The sequence below is a fragment of the Cupriavidus sp. C3SS-1 genome (assembly GCF_057073755.1).
Genome location: NZ_CP172699.1, coordinates 3,010,635 through 3,027,089, shown reverse-complemented (window position 1 = coordinate 3,027,089; position 16,455 = coordinate 3,010,635). Strand labels below are relative to the sequence as shown.

The following is a 16,455-nucleotide window of genomic DNA, read 5'->3' as shown; positions in this document are numbered from 1 at the left end:
CAATGGGTTAGCGCTACAGCGAACCCTGGATTGTACCGGGCGCGCCGGCATTTCGCCGACCGGCGGGCACGTGCTTTGTTAAACTCCGCCCATTCCCAAATTCCCCGCACAGCACGGACACCGCACTCCATGGCTCAGTACGTTTTCACCATGAACCGCGTGGGCAAGATCGTTCCGCCCAAGCGTCACATCCTGAAGGACATCTCGCTGTCCTTTTTCCCCGGCGCCAAGATCGGCGTGCTTGGCCTGAACGGCTCGGGCAAGTCCACGGTGCTGAAGATCATGGCTGGCCTGGACAAGGAGATCGAAGGCGAAGCCACGCCGATGCCGAACCTGAACATCGGCTACCTGCCGCAGGAACCGCAGCTCGATCCCGAGCAAACCGTGCGGGAATCGGTGGAAGAAGCGCTCGGTGGCGTATTCGAGGCGCGCAAGAAGCTCGACGAGATCTACGCCGCCTATGCCGAGCCGGATGCGGACTTTGACGCACTCGCCGCCGACCAGGCCAAGTACGAGGCGATCCTGGCCGCCAGCGATGGCAACAACGCCGAACTGCAGCTCGAAATCGCCGCCGATGCGCTGCGACTGCCGCCGTGGGATGCCAAGGTCGGCCACCTGTCCGGTGGCGAGAAGCGCCGCGTGGCGTTGTGCCGCCTGCTGCTGTCGCGCCCCGACATGCTGCTGCTCGACGAACCGACCAACCACCTGGACGCCGAGTCGGTGGACTGGCTGGAACAGTTCCTGACGCGCTTCCCGGGCACCGTGGTGGCCGTGACCCACGACCGCTACTTCCTCGACAATGCCGCCGAGTGGATCCTGGAACTGGACCGCGGCCAGGGCATTCCCTGGAAGGGCAACTACAGCTCGTGGCTGGACCAGAAGGAAAACCGCCTCAAGCAGGAGGAAGCCAGCGAATCGGCCCGCCAGAAGGCGCTGCACAAGGAACTGGAGTGGGTGCGCCAGAACCCGAAGGGCCGACAGGCCAAGTCCAAGGCGCGTCTGGCCCGTTTCGACGAGCTGAACAGCCAGGAATACCAGAAGCGCAACGAAACCCAGGAAATCTTCATCCCCGTGGGTGAGCGCCTGGGCAACGAGGTGATCGAGTTCGACAACGTCAGCAAGGGGTTTGGCGACCGCATGCTGATCGAGAACCTGAGCTTCAAGGTGCCGCCCGGCGCCATTGTCGGCATCATCGGCCCGAACGGCGCCGGCAAGTCGACCTTCTTCAAGATGCTCACGGGCCAGGAACAGCCGGACAGCGGCGAGATCAAGATCGGGCCGACCGTGAAGATGGCCTTCGTCGACCAGAGTCGCGACGCGCTGGATGGCAGCAAGACCGTGTTCGAGGAGATTTCGGGCGGCGCCGACATCCTGACCGTGGGCCGGTACGAAACGCCGTCACGCGCCTACATCGGCCGCTTCAACTTCAAGGGCGGCGACCAGCAGAAGCAGGTCGGCACGCTGTCGGGCGGTGAACGCGGCCGCCTGCACATGGCCAAGACGCTGATCGCCGGCGGCAACGTCCTGCTGCTGGACGAACCGTCGAACGACCTGGACGTGGAAACGCTGCGTGCGCTGGAAGATGCGCTGCTGGAGTTCGCCGGCTCCGTGATGGTGATCTCGCACGATCGCTGGTTCCTGGACCGGATCGCCACGCACATCCTGGCCTTTGAAGGCGATTCGCACGTGGAATTCTTCCCGGGCAACTACCAGGAATACGAGGCGGACAAGAAGCGCCGCCTGGGTGAGGAAGGCGCCAAGCCGAAGCGGATCCGCTACAAGCCGATTTCGCGCTGATTGGTGCGGCCTTAAAGCTAACGCCCCTTCAATTGAAGGGGCGTTTTGCATATCAGCGGTGACCGAGGATCACGGCGCATGTTGCCTTTCCTGGCTCAATGATCACAGTGCTCTCCCTGGCGTATGTGTATCTATTGGCATCTGCCGATAGGCTTGCGTCGGCAAGCAAGCTCGTCGACGCATTTCAGCCTTACGCTCGCACCAGCCTCACCCGCGTAATCTCCGACGGCGCCCCAAACCGCTTGGGTGGCCCCCAATATCCCGTCCCCCGGCTGACATAGACCCACATCGCCCCATGCCGCGCCAAGCCTGCGGTGTACGGCTGCTGCATCGGCACGAACAGGTTCCATGGCCAGAACTGGCCGCCATGGGTGTGGCCTGACAACTGGAGGTCGAAGCCGGCCTCGACCGCGGCAGGCGCCGTGCGCGGCTGGTGGGCCAGCAGCACGCGTGCGCCGGCGCGTGGCGCGCCTTGCAGCGCGCGCGTCGGGTCGCTGCGGTGGTGCTCGTGGAAGCGGCCGGCCGAGTAATCGGTCACGCCGGCCAGTACCAGGACGTCGCCGCCATGATCGAGCGCCACGTGCTCGTTCATCAGCACGCGCAGGCCAAGCCGGCTTAGTTCGGCGATCCACGGTTCGGCGCCGGAGTAATACTCATGGTTGCCAGTGACGAAGTACACCCCGTGGCGTGCCTGCAGCCGCGCTAGCGGAGCGGTGTGGGCGGACAGCTCGCGCACGGTGCCGTCGACCAGGTCGCCGGTGATGGCCACCGCATCGGCCTGCAGGCTGTTGACGCGGTCGACGATGCGGTCCAGGTAAGGCCGCTTGATCGTCGGGCCGACGTGGATGTCGCTGATCTGGGCGATCGTGAAGCCATGCAGCGCCTCGGGCAGGCCGCTGACCGGCACGTCGACTTCGACCACCCGGGCGAGCCGCCGAGCATTCACGTAGCCGGCCAGCGTCACCAGCAGCGCCAGCGCCGGCACTGCGGCGGCGCTATAGGCGTACAGCCCGGCGGGCTGCCAGCCCGCCAGCCAGGCCACGACCAGCACGATGTCGCGCGCAACCGTCAGCACCAGCAGCGTGGAGAAGAAGCCCATCGCCAGCATGCCGATCCAGGACACCGCGTCCGACCACGGCTGGCTCACGCGGCGCGCCAGCAGGCCGGCCGGCAGCAGCGCGCATGACAGCGCCAGCCAGGCGCCGCCCAGCAACTTGACCAGCAGGGGCAGCGGCAGGTCAGGCAGCAGGCGCAAGCCGATATAGGCGTGCAACAGTGCCGTGATGGTACCGGCGGTCAGGATGGTGAGCCTTGGGGTCATGGGGGCGGATTTGGGCGAGCGTCCGGAAAAGGTGGGGCCAGCGCGGCGCAGGTTCAAGGGCGTACACGCTGCCGGCGTGGCTGCAATGTGCCATTGACGGTCGTGGCAGGGATTTACCGCCGGTCTTCCGGGATCGAATCGAAATCGGCATGTGACGCAGCCGACGCGCTTCACGCGTGCCGAGGTTAGTGATCTGAGCCTTTTGCGGTCTCGTGCTGAATGTTTTTGAAACGGATTGTCCGCCCTTGCAGGCTCATCTAGATTCGCACAAAGACGGGTCGGTTGTGCCGCATCGTGCCCAGCGTTCGTCTGTTATGCCTGCACGGCGGTCAGCCCAAGCCGGAGATATTCCATGTCGTTTCGCCTTAAGCACGCCAGCGCGCTGGCGGTTGCCGTCTGCATCGCGCTGTCGCCGGTCGCGCCACAAGCGGCAACACCGCCCAAGACGGTTACCCCGCTTACCTGGCCCCGGAATTTCGACGCGGCCAGCGAGCATGTCGAGTTGTACCAGCCGGAGATCGAGAAGTGGGAAGGCAACCGCATGTCAGGCCGTGCCGCGGTGGCAGTCGGCGCGAAGGACGGGTCGCCGACATATGGCGTAGTCCATTTCTCGGCCATCGCCGATATCGACAAGCCATCGGCACTGGTCCAACTGACCCAGATCACCATTGAAAGCGTCGAGGTGCCGACGCGCCCCGACGCCGCCGACCAGGTGCGCAACGCCCTCCTGGCCCGGCTTCCGCCCGCCGGCCTGACGGTGCCGCTGGACGAACTCCAGGCCAGCTACGCCGTTTCGCGCCAGCTGGCCAGCGCGGCGCGGGTGACGGTGAAGAACGATGCTCCGCAGATTGTCTTTGCCACCACGCCGACCCTGCTCGTGCTGGTGGACGGTGACCCGGCCTGGCGCGCCGTGCCGGGGACCGGCTACGAACGCGCGCTGAACAGCCGGGCCATGCTGCTGCGCGAGCCCGGCGGCGAGTTGTACCTTCAGGCGGCAGGGTATTGGTATCGGTCCGAGTCCGCAGGCGGCTCCTGGGAAGTGATGGCGACCGTGCCAAAGAGCCTGCAGTACGCCGCCACCAAGGCCGCCGCGTCCTTGAAGCCCGACGCGATGCTGCCGGCGGACGGCAAGCGCCCCGCGCGCGGGCCCGACATCGTGCTGGCGACGCGGCCGACCGAACTCGTGGTGACCAGCGGCGCGCCACAGATGAAGCCGGTGGGTGGCGGCGGGCTGCTGGCCATGTCAAATGCGGACCACGCAGTGTTCGTCGATCCGGCCTCCAACAACTACTACGTACTGGTGTCGGGCCGCTGGTTCCGCGCATCGATGCTGCCAGGCCCCTGGGAATACGTGCCCGGCGCCGAGCTTCCGGCCGATTTCGCGAAGATCTCCCCGAACGATCCCAAGGCCAACGTGCTGGTGTCGGTGCCGGGCACGCCGCAGGCAAAGGAGGCCGCGATCGCCGCCACCATTCCGCAGACGGCCACCGTGTCGCGAGCGAAGGCGGAACTGACCGTTGCCTATGATGGCGCGCCGCGCTTCGTGCCGATCACCGGCACGTCGCTCAGCTACGCGCTCAACACCGGCACGCCGGTGATCGAGGTGGACAGCAGCCATTACTACGCCGTGGCCAACGGCGTCTGGTTCACGGCGCCTTCGCCGGCGGGCACCTGGCGCGTGGCGACCGAGGTGCCATCGGCCATCTACACCATTCCGCCGAGCTCCCCGGTCTACTACGTGACCTACGTGCGCATCTATTCGGTCACGCCGGAGACCGTCGTGGTCGGCTACACCCCGGGCTACATGGGCGTGGTGGTCAGCGCCGACGGCACCGTGGTGTACGGCACCGGCTACGTCTATCCGGCGTATGTGGGCGCGGTCTATTACGGCTATCCGGTCACCTACGGCTATGGCGCTGGCTTCGGCATCGGCCTGGCCGAGGGTTTTGCGTTCGGCTTTGCCGCCGGCGCCTTCTGGGGGGCGGCGTCGCCTTACTGGGGACCTTACTGGTGGGGCGGCGGCCCCTACAACTGGAATTACGTGAACGTGAACCAGGCCAACTTCTACGGCCGCTGGGGGCAGGGCACAGTCACGCACGCGCAGGGCTGGAATGCCTGGACAGGCACCGAGTGGCGCGGCACCGCGGCCTCGGGATTCAACCCCGCCACGGGCGCGCATTTCCAGGGCAGCCGCGGCGCCGCGTTCAATCCGTATTCCGGCAATTTCGCGGCGGGACGGCAGGGGTCGTTCGCCAATCCGTCCACCGGCCGTGAAGGCGCCGGGCGTGGCGGTGTCGTCGGCAACGAATACACCGGCAACTATGCAGCCGGGCGCCAGGCCGCCGGCTACAACGCCCAGACCGGGCGCGTGGGCGCGGCCGAGGCCGGCATCGCAGGCAATGCCCAGACGGGCCAGCACACGGCCGGCAGCCGTGGCTTCGTTGCCAATCCGGACAAGGGCAATGCGGTCGTCTGGAACAACGGCAATGTCTATGCCGGGCACGACGGGTCCGTGTACCAGCACACCGACAACGGCTGGCAAAAACACACGCCGGGCGGCTGGGAACCGGTGCAATCCAGCAACGAAGTCACGGGCCGGCTGGACCAGCAACGGCAGGCGCGCGAAGTCGGCCAGCAGCGCTTCCAGGGCGCGGCGCAGCGATGGCAGGGCGGTGGCCGTTTCGGTGGCGGCGGCTTCCGTGGCGGCGGCAGGTTCCACGGCGGCTTCCGGCGCTGAGGCGCCGGCGGCAGAGCGAAGCGGCACCCGCGCATGACGGCCGATTTGCGCGACGAAATGAGTAAACACGGCCACAAAAAGTTTGAATAGGCGCGCCCTTTGGCGCGCCGTAACCTGCCTGAACAGGCACCAGCACGGCCGGCTTTGGCTCGTCGTGCCTGGAACAAGAGGCTGCCATGTTTGCTGGCACAGGAGGTCACGTGAGGACAATGCTCAACTGGCGCAGGGCAGCGGGGCTGCTTGCGGTCTTGCTGGTGGCGGGGTGCAGCAAGGAGAAGCCTGCGGCAGTTGCGCCTCCTGCGGCGGAGGTCGGGGTCATGACGGTGGCGCTGCGGGACGTGCCGCTGGTCTACGATTTCGTCGGCCAGACCGAGAGCTCGCAGCAAGTGGAGATCCGGGCGCGCGTCAATGGCTTCCTGGACAAGCGGGTCTATACCGAAGGCGCCGTGGTCAAGGCCGGCCAGACCCTGTTCCTGATGGACCGCAAGCCGTTCGAGGCCACCTTGCAGGCGGCCGAGGCCGAACTGGGGCAGCAGCAGGCCCGCCTGTCCACGGCTCGCGCCGACCTGAAGCGCGTGCGGCCGCTGGCCGAACGCAACGCCTTGAGCCAGCGCGATCTCGATGATGCCGTGGGCAAGGAACAGGCTGCCGCGGCGGCCGTGGAAGGCGCGAAAGCCAATGTCATCAGCGCCAGGCTCAACCTGGGTTATACGACCATCACTTCGCCGGTGGCCGGCCTGTCGAGTTTCGCCAAGCGCCAGCCGGGCTCCTATATCGACTCGGCCAACAGCCTGCTGACCTACGTCGCCAGGCTCGACCCGATGTGGGTGAACTTCAGCCTGTCCGAGAATGAAGTGCTGCGCATGCGCACGGAGCGGGAATCGGGCGCGATCAAGTATCCCGGACAGGACCGCTTCGAAGTCGTGATCGTGCTGGCCGATGGCACCGAGTTCCCGAACCATGGGCGCATTGCCTTTGCCGATGCCTCGTTCAACGCGCAAACCGGCACCTACCTGGTCCGTGCCGAAGTGGCCAACCCCGAGGGCGTGCTGCGCCCCGGCCAGTTCGTGCGGGTCAAGGTGCATGGCGCCACGCGCACGAGCGCCATTGCCGTGCCGCAGGACGCCATCATCCAGAGCCAGCGCGGCCAGACCGTGTGGGTGATCGGGCCCGACAACAAGGCCCAGCAACGCGTGGTCGATGTCGGTGAGTGGACCGGCAATAACTGGGTGGTACGTTCCGGACTGAAGGCCGGGGAGCGCGTCGCGGTGAGCGGCACGCTGCGCCTGGCGCCTGGGGTACCGGTCAAGCCGGTCGAGGCCACGCCGGGCTCTGCGCCCGCCGCGGCCAGCGGCGCCGTGGCGCCGCCCGCGGCTCCCGCTCCGGCATCGAGCACGGCAGCCGCAGCACCGGCCGGGGGCAAGTCATGAAACTTGCCCACTTTTTCATCGACCGCCCCATCTTCGCGGCGGTCGTTTCCATCATCATCACGGTGGGCGGCCTGGTCGCGCTGACCAAGCTGCCGATCGCCCAGTTCCCGGATATCACGCCGCCGACGATCACGGTCACCACGCGATACCCTGGCGCCAGCGCGGAAGTGGTGGCCCAGAACGTGGCCGCGCCGATCGAGCAGCAGGTCAATGGCGCGGACCGCATGATGTACATGAGTTCGACGAGTTCCTCGACGGGCGACCTGACGCTGACCTCGTATTTCGAGATCGGCACTGACCCGGAACTCGCGCAGGTCGACGTGCAGAACCGCGTCAACCTGGCACTGCCCACGCTGCCGAGCGAGGTGACGTCGCAGGGCGTGTCGGTGCAGAAGCGTTCGTCCGCGTTCATGATGGTGATTGCCATCTACTCGCCGGACAACAGCTACAACCAGACCTTTGTCGGCAACTACGCCAACATCTATGTGCTGGACGCGATCAAGCGGATACCCGGCGCCAACCAGTCATCGATCTTCGGCAGTCCCGACTACGCGATGCGCATCTGGCTGCGGCCGGACCGCATGGCCTCGCTCGGCATCACGACCGAGGACGTGAAGAACGCGGTCGCGGCCCAGAACCAGCAGTTCTCCGCCGGGCGTATCGGCCAGTCGCCGACCAACGGTCCGGTGCAGCTGACGTTCCCGATCTCGACCAAGGGCCGCATGACCGAGCCGGCCGAGTTCGACAACATGATCCTGCGCGCGCAGTCCGGCGAAACCGCGCTGGTACGGCTCAAGGACATCGGCCACGCCGAACTGGGGTCCAAGGACTATTCGCTGCGCAGCCGCTACAAGGGCAAGACCGCCACGCTGATGGCGGTCTACCAGCAGCCGGGCGCCAACGCGCTGGACGTCGCCAAGCAGGTGCGCGCCACATTGGCCGATCTGAAGAAGAGCTTCCCGCCCGGGCTGGAATACGAGATCGCGCTCGACACGACCGAGTTCGTGCATGAGTCGATCAACGAGGTGGTGCATACGCTGCGCGACGCCGTGATCCTGGTGATCCTGGTGGTGTACCTGTTCCTGCAGAGCTTCCGCGCGACGCTGGTGCCGCTGCTGGCCGTGCCGGTGTCGATCATCGGCGCCTTTGTCGGCATGAGCGCGTTCGGCTTCTCGGTCAACATGCTGACGTTATTTGGCATGGTCTTAGCGATCGGCATCGTCGTGGACGATGCCATCGTGGTGATCGAGAACGTCGAGCGCAACATGACCGAGTTCAAGCTGCCACCGAAGGAAGCCGCCAAGCGGGCGATGGACGAGGTGAGCGGGCCGGTGGTGGCGATCGTGCTGGTGCTGCTCGCGGTGTTCATCCCGGTCGCATTCCTGTCCGGTATTACGGGCCAGCTCTACAAGCAGTTCGCGGTCACCATTGCCGTATCGGTGGTGCTGTCCGGGGTCGTGGCGCTGACCTTGTCGCCGGCGCTGGCGGCCATCCTGCTCAAGCCTGGCGAACACAAGAAGAACCGCTTCTTCACCTGGTTCAACAACAAGTTCGACCAGCTCATCGCCGGTTACGACAAATCGCTGCAGCTGGTGATACGGCGCTCCGTGGTGTCGATCGCGATCATACTGGTGATGGTCGCCGTGAGCGTGCTGATGTTCATCCGCATTCCGGGCTCGTTCCTGCCGGTCGAGGACCAGGGCTACCTGTTCGGCGCCGCGGTCATGCCCGACGCTGCCAGCCTGGACCGCACCGGCGACATGACCAAGCGCGCGGAGGCCTGGCTGGCCAAGCAGCCGGGCGTGGCTTCGGTGGCGACCGTCGACGGCTACAGCCTGATCGACTCCCAGAACAAGAGCAATTCCGGCACGTTGTTCATCACGCTCAAGGGCTTCCATGATCGCGGCAAGGGCGAAAGCGCGAACGATCTGATCGTCCAGGGCAAGAAGGAGTTCTCGGCCTACCAGGACGGCGTGGTCATCCCGATCAATCCGCCGTCGATTCCTGGCCTGGGCACGACCGGTGGCTTCGAGTTCTGGCTGCAGAGCACGGGCGACAATACGTATCAGCAGCTGGAGGAGCGGGTGCGCGCGTTCATTGCCAAGGCGCACCAGCGGCCGGAACTGACGGGTGTGAATTCGACCATCAACTCGCGTTCGCGCCAGTACCTGGTGGAGGTGGACCGCGAACGTTCCGAAACGCAGGGCGTGCCGGTCGAGAACGTGTATTCGGCGCTGCAGACCATGTTCGGGTCGCTGTACGTGAGCCAGTTCCCAAAGAACAGCCGCCTGTTCCAGGTGATCCTGCAGGCGGAGCCGGATTTCCGCTCGCGGCCGGAAGACCTCGACAAGGTCTACGTGCGCAACAGCAAGGGCGAGATGGTGCCCATCAAGGCGGTGACCACGACCAAGTACATGCCTGGCGCCGACATCGTCACGCGCTTCAATAACTTCCCCGCCGCCAAGATTGTCGGCGACGCCGCGCCGGGCTACAGCTCGGGGCAGGCACTTTCGGCCATGGAGGAAATCGCGCAGGAGGTGCTGGGCGAGGGCTACGCGTATGCCTGGAGCGGGCAGGCCTACGAAGAGAAGACTGCCGGCTCCACCGCCGTCTACGTGTTCGCCTTCGCGCTGCTGATGGTGTTCCTGATCCTGGCGGCCCAGTACGAAAAATGGTCGCTTCCGCTTGGTGTGCTGCTGGCGGTGCCGTTCGCGCTGTTCGGCGCCTTGCTGGGCATCCTGATGCGGGGCATGGAGAACGACGTCTACTTCCAGATCGGCCTGACCGTGCTGATTGCGCTGGCCGCGAAGAACGCCATCCTGATCTTCGAGTTCGCCGTGGAAATGCGCGAGAAGGAAGGACTCAGCGCGTATGACGCCGCCATCCATGCGTCCAAGATGCGGCTGCGCCCGATCATCATGACCTCGCTCGCGTTCATCCTGGGCTGTGTGCCGCTGGCCATTGCCAGTGGCGCATCGGCGGCCAGCCGGCAATCGCTCGGGACGGGCGTGATCGGCGGCATGCTCGGCGCCACGGTGATCGCGCTGTTCTTCATCCCGATGTTCTTCTGGGGGCTGGAGCGCATGTCCGAAGGCAAGGCCAAGGGCGAAGCCAAGGCCGGGGGCGCGTCGCAGCCGCCAGCCGTGCCACCGGCGGGAGAACCATCATGACCGTGCGTGCCTTGATGCTGGGCGTCGGTGCCGCGGCGGCGCTGAGCGGATGTGCAATCGGTCCCAATTACCAGCGGCCGGAAACGCCGGATGTCGCGCAATACCGCATGGATACCGGCCAGTTGGCCATTGCGGCGGACGGCGACTGGTGGAACCAGTTCAACGATCCGCAGCTCAACGCGCTGGTCGACGAGGCGTTGGCCAATAACTACGATGTGCGCATTGCCGCCGCGCGCATCGACGAATTCCGCGGCCAGCTGATGGTCGCGCGCTCGGGCTTGTTCCCGCAGCTGAACCTGGGCGCGGCCGCCACCCGCCAGCGCGCGGGCACGTTCAACGGCACGCAGTTCGCGTCGTTCGACGGGCCGCGCAACTCGTATCAGCTGCTGGCCAACGCGAGCTGGGAACTCGACCTGTGGGGCCGCATCCGGCGCCAGGCCGAGGCCGCCGAGGCCAGCCTGTGGAATGCCGAGTACGCGCGGCGCGGCGTGGTGCTGTCGCTTGCGGCGTCGGTGGTGCAGGGCTATGCCACGCTGCGCGGGCTCGATGCCCAGCTTGAAGTCGCCAAGCAGACGCTGGACTCCCGTGCGAGCGGGCTCGACATCTTCAAGCAGCGCTATGAAGGTGGTGTGATCTCCGAGATGGAGCTGGCCCAGGCCCAGAACGATTTCTATGTCGCTGAGGCGTCCATTCCGCAGATCCGCACCAGCATTGCACAGACCGAAAACGCGCTGTCGGTGCTGCTCGGGCGCCAGCCGGGGCCGGTAGAGCGCGGCAAGGGCATCTATGAGCTGCAGGCCCCGCCGGTGGGCGCCGACCTGCCGGCGGTGCTGCTGTCGCGCCGGCCCGACGTGCTGCAGGCCGAGCAGGTCGCGGTGGCGGCCAACGCGCAACTGGGCGCGGCGCAGGCGTTGTACTTGCCGTCCGTCAACCTGAGCGGGTTGTTCGGCGCCATCGCCTCGTCCCCGGCGGGGTTGTGGGACAGTGCATCGAGGGTGTGGGGGTTCGGTGCCGGACTGACCCAGCCCATCTTCCAGGGCGGCGCCATCCGTGGCCAGGTGCAGACGGCGTCAGCGCAGCGCACCGAGGCCATGCTGGCCTACCAGGGCACCGTGCTGGCGGCGCTGGCCGACGTGAACAGTGCCCTGGCCAACGGTGTCGAAACGCGCAACCGGCTGGGCAGCCTGCGCAACCAGGAAAAGAGCCTGACCATCTATGCGGACCAGGCCTTTGCGCGCTACGAGGGCGGTTATTCGAGCTACCTGGAAGTCACCAACGCGCGCGAGAAGCTGTTCGACGCGCAGCTGGCGGCCATCCAGGGGCAGGTCGACGTGCTGAACGGCACCGCGGCGCTGTACAAGTCGCTGGGCGGCGGCTGGCCGGCGGTGCCCGATGCGGTCCGGGGTGCAGGCATGCCGGGCGACGCGCCCGTCCTAGCGCGCTGACCATTCCCCCTGGCGCACGCCCAGCGCCGTCACCAGGCCGTAGGCGGTGATCCCCATCGCCACGCCCAGGAAATGCCCATCCAGCCCCATGCCGGCGACATTGGCGAGAAGCCAGCCGCCGCCGGCGGCCAGGCCGATCCGGCACAGGCCGGCCGCGATCGGCCAGCGCATGCGGCCCGCGCCCATCGAGGCAAAGTACAGCGCCATGCCCAGCCCGAAGCCGCCAAATGCCGGCCCGACCCAGGACAGCGCACGCGCGGCAATGGCGGCGACCTGCTCGTCCTGCGTGAACAGCCCGGCGAACCGGTGCGGCATCATGCCGACCAGTGCGCCGGCCAGCCCGGCGATCAGCAGCGCCAGCAGCGCGCCGACCCATGCCGTACGGCGCGCGGTGCGCCAGTCCCCCGCGCCGACCGCGCGGCCGACCAGCGCGGTCAGCGCCGAGCCGACGCCGAACGCCAGCGGGATCATCAGGAATTCAAGCCGCGCCGAGATGCCGTAGGCAGCCACGGCGGCGGTGCCATGGTGGCGCAGCTGCGCAGTGACGAGGATGGTGGTCAGGTTGGCCACCGACGCCAGCGCGCACGCCACCAGCCCGACCGCCAGGATGCGCGCGAACAGCGCGCGGGACGGCCGCATGCGCAGCACCGGCACGAAGCCCGCGCCGCCGCGCGCCACCACCACGGCCATGGCCAGTGCCGCAGCCCACGACACCGCCGCCAGCGCCGCGCCAATGCCGGCCAGACCCATGCCCATCGGCTCGGCCAGCAGCCATGACAGCAACGGAAAGGCTACCCACATCAGCGCCAGCACGCGCGCGGCCAGCGCGTGGCGTCCGCCGCCGCGCAGCACCGAGGCCAGCGTGTTGGCGAGCCAGGCGGGCACCGCGCCCACCCCAAACAGCCAGATCGCGTAGGTGGCCGCTGCCTCGGCCGCGGTGACACCGGCCACCGCGCCCAGCACGCCACGCGGGAAGCCCGCCAGCACCACGGCGAACGCCAGGCCGGCCGTCACCGCGATGATGAGCGCGTGCAAGACCAGCGCCGAGGCCTCTTCACGCTTGTTGGCCCCCAGCGCGCGGGCGATGGCGGACACCACGCCGCCGCCCATGGCGCCCGTGGACATCTGCTGCAGCAGCAGCGCAAATGGCAGCACCACGGCCCAGCCGGCCAGGGCCGCGGTGCCCTGGCGAGCGGCGAGCCAGGTTTCCACCAGCTGCGCGCAAGACTGCAGAATCGCGATCACGGCGGTTGGCCCGGCCAGGCTGCCGATGCGGCGCGCCAGTTCGGTCGCCGGTACGGGGTCCGAACTGGCGGCCGAGGCTACGGTATTGGGGGTGGTCATGGCGGGCGTTTCAGGAGGCATGGTTGTCCTCCGGCTCGGCGTCGGTTTCGCCAAAGCGGCGGCGCAGGAAGCGTCCCGCGCCAGGGCCAGGCAGGACGCGGACATCGTCCAGCGTGATCGCGCTGCCATCGGCGCGCGTGAGCGAGGGCGTGGGGATTTCGGTGCCGCTGCGCATGTCCTGCAGGACCGTCAGCGGACCCTTTTCATCGGCCATCCAGCGGTCCGCCCAGGCCTTGAGTGCGACATAGGCGGGGAAGAAGTCCCGGCCTTTTTCCGTGAGCTGGTAGACATGGCGCCCGCCCCCCTCAGGCGTGACGCGACCCAGCAGCCCGTGCGCCACGAGCGTCTTCAGCCGCGCGCTCAGGATGTTGGGAGCAATGCCCAGGTTCTTCTCGAATTCGTCGAAGCGCGTACTGCCGTAGAACGCTTCGCGCAGCACCAGGATGGCCCAGCGCTCGCCCAGCACCGCCATCGAGCGGGCCACGGGGCAGGGCATGGTGGTGAAATCGGTTGGGGGCATAGGTCTTTCGCGCCTGGTGTGGTTTTACTTGCGATTTGCAAGTTTTCGGAATAATAGCTTGCGAATTGAAAGTTTGCACGGCACGTTTCGGCGTGTCGTACAGATCTCATTCGTCTTTGCCGTGCTATCCGTTGAACACCGGCAGCTTGCCAATCTCTTCCTTCAGAAACGCGATCAGCGCGCGCGTCGCCATGGTCGGATGCCGGCTCGGCGTGGTGATGACGTAGAGGCTGCTGCCGAGCCCTTCCGGTTTCCAGTCGGGCAGCACCGGCACCAGTTGGCCCTGCCGCACTTCCTCCCAGCTCATATAGCGCGGCAGCAGGCTGACGCCATGGCCTTCGCGCACGGCCTGGTGCAGGAAGCGGAAGTGCTCCGATTGCAGATGGGGCGTGAGTTCGACTTCCTCGCGCAGGCCGTCGCGATTGAGGGCCAGCACGAAACGCGTGCCGTACGGCGGGCACAGGAAGTGGCAGCGCTTCAGGTCGGCTGGCACGCCGGGCGGCGCCACGCGTTCCAGGTAGGCGGGCGACGCGCACAATTGCCAGTCGATCGGGCAGATCTCGCGCGCCACGTGGTCCAGCGGCGGCGACGACGTCACCCGCAGCGCCACGTCGATTTCCGATGCAATCAGATCGACCACGCGGTTCGCGAAGAACACGCGCAGCGTAATGCCCGGGTAGCGCTGCGCGAACTGCAGCAGCAGCGGCGCGACGAACGCATCGCCCAGCCCCGTGGGCATGCTCACGCGCACATGGCCGCGCAGCGTCTTGCCCAGGCTGTCGATCTCGGCCTGCGCCGATGCCACCTCCTGCAAGATCCGCAGCCCATGCTGGTAGAGCGCGTGGCCGGGCTCGGTCATCTCCAGCCGGCGCGTGGTGCGGCGCAAAAGCTGGGCGCCGGCCTGCTGTTCCAGCTCGCGCAACTGGCGGCTCACCTGCGAGCGCGTCACGCCCCGGCGCCGGCCGGCCTCGGCCAGATTGCCGGCATCGACGATGTCTACAAAAGCCTCGATCAGGTTCAGGTCCATCGGGGATTGCCTGCAGGATTGTCACGTCTGGCGCAACATTGTGATTCCGGTGCGGTGAATTGTCGATGCCACGCAGCGCGGCTACAGTGGAACGCTGCCAAACAGGACAATGCACAGGAGACCACCGATGGCGACAGACCTCTGGTTCGAAGACATGCACCGCGACGGCGCCGAACTGCTCGATCGTGGCGCCCGCCTGGCTGGCGGCCTGCGCGCCGCCGGGCTGCGGGAGGGCGACGTGGTGGCGGTGCTGCTGCGCAACGATCCGGTCTACGTCGATGTCGTCCAGGCGTGCCGCATCGGCGGCACTTATTACTGCCCGATCAACTGGCACTTCACCGCCGAGGAGGTGCGCTTTCTGCTGGCCGACAGCGGCGCCCGCGCGCTCATCGTCCATGCAGGCCTGCTGGCTGCCGTGCGCGAGGCCATACCGGCGGGCATGACCGTGCTTGTCGTCGCCGATGACTCGCAGGCGCCCGACGACGGTATCGACTACGAAGGGTGGCTCGCACGGCAATCCCCTTACGACGGCCCGCGCGTGTCACCGCGCGGCCATATGGCCTATACCTCGGGCACCACTGGCCGTCCCAAGGGCGTGCTGCGCGAGCCGGTGCCGCTGGACCAGCTCGAAGACCAGCTTGCGCGCTCGCGCTCGCTGGTGCGGCAGGTTTACGGCATCGTCCCCGGCTGCCGCGTGCTGATGACGGCGCCGCTGTACCACAGCGCGCCCGGTTCGTTTATCCAGAACGCGCTGCAGATGGCCGAGCGGCTGGTGCTCACGCCGCGCTTCGATGCCGAGCAGGTACTGGCGCTGGTGGAGAAGCATCGCATCGACGTGCTTTACCTTGTGCCGATCATGTACGTGCGCCTGCTCAAGCTCGCACCCGGGGTGCGCGCGCGCTACGACCTGTCGTCGATCCGCTTCGTCGCCTCGACCGGCTCGCCGTGCGCGCCGGAGGTCAAGCGCGCGATGCTTGAATGGCTCGGCCCGGTCATCCACGAAACCTATGCGTCGAGCGAGGCCGGCATGATCACGGTCGCCACGCCCGCCGATGCCGCCGCCCGCCCCGGCACCGCCGGCAAGCCGGTGGACGACGCGCAACTGCGCATTCTCGATACCGACGGCAAGCCGTGCGCGCCGGGCGAGATCGGCATGGTCTATGTGCGCCAGCCCGCCTACCCGGACTTCACTTACCGCAACAATGACGCTGCGCGCCGCGCCATCGACCGCGATGGCCTGGTGACGCTCGGCGACATGGGCTATGTCGATGCGGATGGCTACCTGTTCATCTGCGACCGTGCATCCGACATGGTGATCTCGGGCGGCGTGAACATCTATCCGGCCGAGATCGAGCACGAACTGGTGCGCTACCCGGGCGTGGCCGATTGCGTGGTGTTCGGCGTGCCCGACGATGAATATGGCGAGCGGCTGCTGGCCATGGTGCAGCCAATGCCCGACGCCACGATCCGCGAGGAAGACGTCATCGAGTGGTTGCGCACGCGCCTGTCGGGTTTCAAGGTGCCGCGCAGTATCGTGATCGAGCCGCAATTGCCGCGCGACGAAACCGGCAAGCTGGCCAAGCGCCGGCTGCGCGACCGGTACTGGGAAGGGCGCCAGCGGCGCGTCTGAACCGGGCGCGGCAAGGCCGCATCCATCAAAACCA

The 16,455-nt window shown here is 67.1% G+C and carries 10 protein-coding genes; 6 read left to right on the top strand and 4 right to left on the bottom strand.

What is annotated here, in order from left to right:
* The first annotated feature begins 129 nt into the window (after positions 1 to 129).
* A complete protein-coding gene (ettA, locus tag ACIGJC_RS14045) occupies positions 130 to 1,797 on the top strand; it encodes an energy-dependent translational throttle protein EttA (protein WP_483709541.1) in 1,668 nt (555 codons plus the stop codon).
* A gap of 190 nt (positions 1,798 to 1,987) precedes the next feature.
* Here the strand turns inward: ettA and ACIGJC_RS14040 are convergent, their stop codons facing one another.
* A complete protein-coding gene (locus tag ACIGJC_RS14040; protein WP_483709540.1) occupies positions 1,988 to 3,118 on the bottom strand; it encodes a metallophosphoesterase in 1,131 nt (376 codons plus the stop codon).
* Positions 3,119 to 3,470: 352 nt separating this feature from the next.
* On the opposite strand from ACIGJC_RS14040, the gene ACIGJC_RS14035 reads away from it, so the two are divergent.
* The 4 genes from ACIGJC_RS14035 to ACIGJC_RS14020 all read left to right on the top strand — a co-directional run bounded on the left by ACIGJC_RS14035 (position 3,471) and on the right by ACIGJC_RS14020 (position 11,900).
* Complete coding sequence (locus ACIGJC_RS14035) at positions 3,471 to 5,855, top strand: carbohydrate-binding family V/XII (RefSeq protein ID WP_483709539.1); 2,385 nt, start codon at positions 3,471 to 3,473, stop codon at positions 5,853 to 5,855.
* Positions 5,856 to 6,064: 209 nt separating this feature from the next.
* Positions 6,065 to 7,285, top strand: a complete 1,221-nt coding sequence (locus tag ACIGJC_RS14030) for an efflux RND transporter periplasmic adaptor subunit (RefSeq protein ID WP_483711551.1) — start codon at positions 6,065 to 6,067, stop codon at positions 7,283 to 7,285.
* On the top strand, positions 7,282 to 10,455 hold the full coding sequence (locus tag ACIGJC_RS14025; RefSeq protein WP_483709537.1) for an efflux RND transporter permease subunit: 3,174 nt from the start codon (positions 7,282 to 7,284) through the stop codon (positions 10,453 to 10,455). The genes ACIGJC_RS14030 and ACIGJC_RS14025 overlap by 4 nt, the downstream gene beginning before the upstream one ends.
* Positions 10,452 to 11,900 (top strand): efflux transporter outer membrane subunit, encoded by a 1,449-nt coding sequence (locus ACIGJC_RS14020; RefSeq protein WP_483709536.1) that lies wholly within the window; start codon positions 10,452 to 10,454, stop codon positions 11,898 to 11,900. The genes ACIGJC_RS14025 and ACIGJC_RS14020 overlap by 4 nt, the downstream gene beginning before the upstream one ends.
* Here the strand turns inward: ACIGJC_RS14020 and ACIGJC_RS14015 are convergent.
* From ACIGJC_RS14015 to ACIGJC_RS14005, 3 genes are all read right to left on the bottom strand, one after another.
* A complete protein-coding gene (locus ACIGJC_RS14015; protein ID WP_483709534.1) occupies positions 11,889 to 13,265 on the bottom strand; it encodes an MATE family efflux transporter in 1,377 nt (458 codons plus the stop codon). The two genes, ACIGJC_RS14020 and ACIGJC_RS14015, sit on opposite strands and share 12 nt — an antisense overlap.
* The gene (locus ACIGJC_RS14010; protein ID WP_483709531.1) at positions 13,255 to 13,764 is read right to left on the bottom strand and encodes a winged helix-turn-helix transcriptional regulator; all 510 of its coding nucleotides are present in this window, start codon (positions 13,762 to 13,764) and stop codon (positions 13,255 to 13,257) included. The genes ACIGJC_RS14015 and ACIGJC_RS14010 overlap by 11 nt, the downstream gene beginning before the upstream one ends.
* Before the next feature lie 124 nt (positions 13,765 to 13,888).
* Positions 13,889 to 14,791 carry a LysR substrate-binding domain-containing protein gene (locus ACIGJC_RS14005; RefSeq protein WP_483709529.1) on the bottom strand — a complete coding sequence of 301 codons (903 nt, stop codon included), beginning with the start codon at positions 14,789 to 14,791 and terminating at the stop codon, positions 13,889 to 13,891.
* A 127-nt stretch (positions 14,792 to 14,918) separates the two neighbouring features.
* Here ACIGJC_RS14005 and ACIGJC_RS14000 point away from each other — a divergent pair, with 127 nt between their 5' ends.
* Entirely contained in the window at positions 14,919 to 16,421 is a 1,503-nt protein-coding gene (locus ACIGJC_RS14000) for an acyl-CoA synthetase (RefSeq protein ID WP_483709528.1), read from the top strand.
* The last annotated feature ends 34 nt before the right edge of the window (positions 16,422 to 16,455 follow it).

Excerpts from the sequence above, each read along its gene's own strand:
- ACIGJC_RS14040 (WP_483709540.1), bottom strand. The coding sequence starts at position 3,118 with ATGACCCCAAGGCTCACCATCCTGACCGCCGGTACCATCACGGCACTG.
- ACIGJC_RS14025 (WP_483709537.1), top strand. The coding sequence starts at position 7,282 with ATGAAACTTGCCCACTTTTTCATCGACCGCCCCATCTTCGCGGCGGTC.
- ACIGJC_RS14030 (WP_483711551.1), top strand. The coding sequence starts at position 6,065 with ATGCTCAACTGGCGCAGGGCAGCGGGGCTGCTTGCGGTCTTGCTGGTG.
- ACIGJC_RS14035 (WP_483709539.1), top strand. The coding sequence starts at position 3,471 with ATGTCGTTTCGCCTTAAGCACGCCAGCGCGCTGGCGGTTGCCGTCTGC.
- ACIGJC_RS14015 (WP_483709534.1), bottom strand. The coding sequence starts at position 13,265 with ATGCCTCCTGAAACGCCCGCCATGACCACCCCCAATACCGTAGCCTCG.
- ACIGJC_RS14005 (WP_483709529.1), bottom strand. The coding sequence starts at position 14,791 with ATGGACCTGAACCTGATCGAGGCTTTTGTAGACATCGTCGATGCCGGC.
- ACIGJC_RS14010 (WP_483709531.1), bottom strand. The coding sequence starts at position 13,764 with ATGCCCCCAACCGATTTCACCACCATGCCCTGCCCCGTGGCCCGCTCG.
- ACIGJC_RS14000 (WP_483709528.1), top strand. The coding sequence starts at position 14,919 with ATGGCGACAGACCTCTGGTTCGAAGACATGCACCGCGACGGCGCCGAA.
- ACIGJC_RS14020 (WP_483709536.1), top strand. The coding sequence starts at position 10,452 with ATGACCGTGCGTGCCTTGATGCTGGGCGTCGGTGCCGCGGCGGCGCTG.
- ettA (WP_483709541.1), top strand. The coding sequence starts at position 130 with ATGGCTCAGTACGTTTTCACCATGAACCGCGTGGGCAAGATCGTTCCG.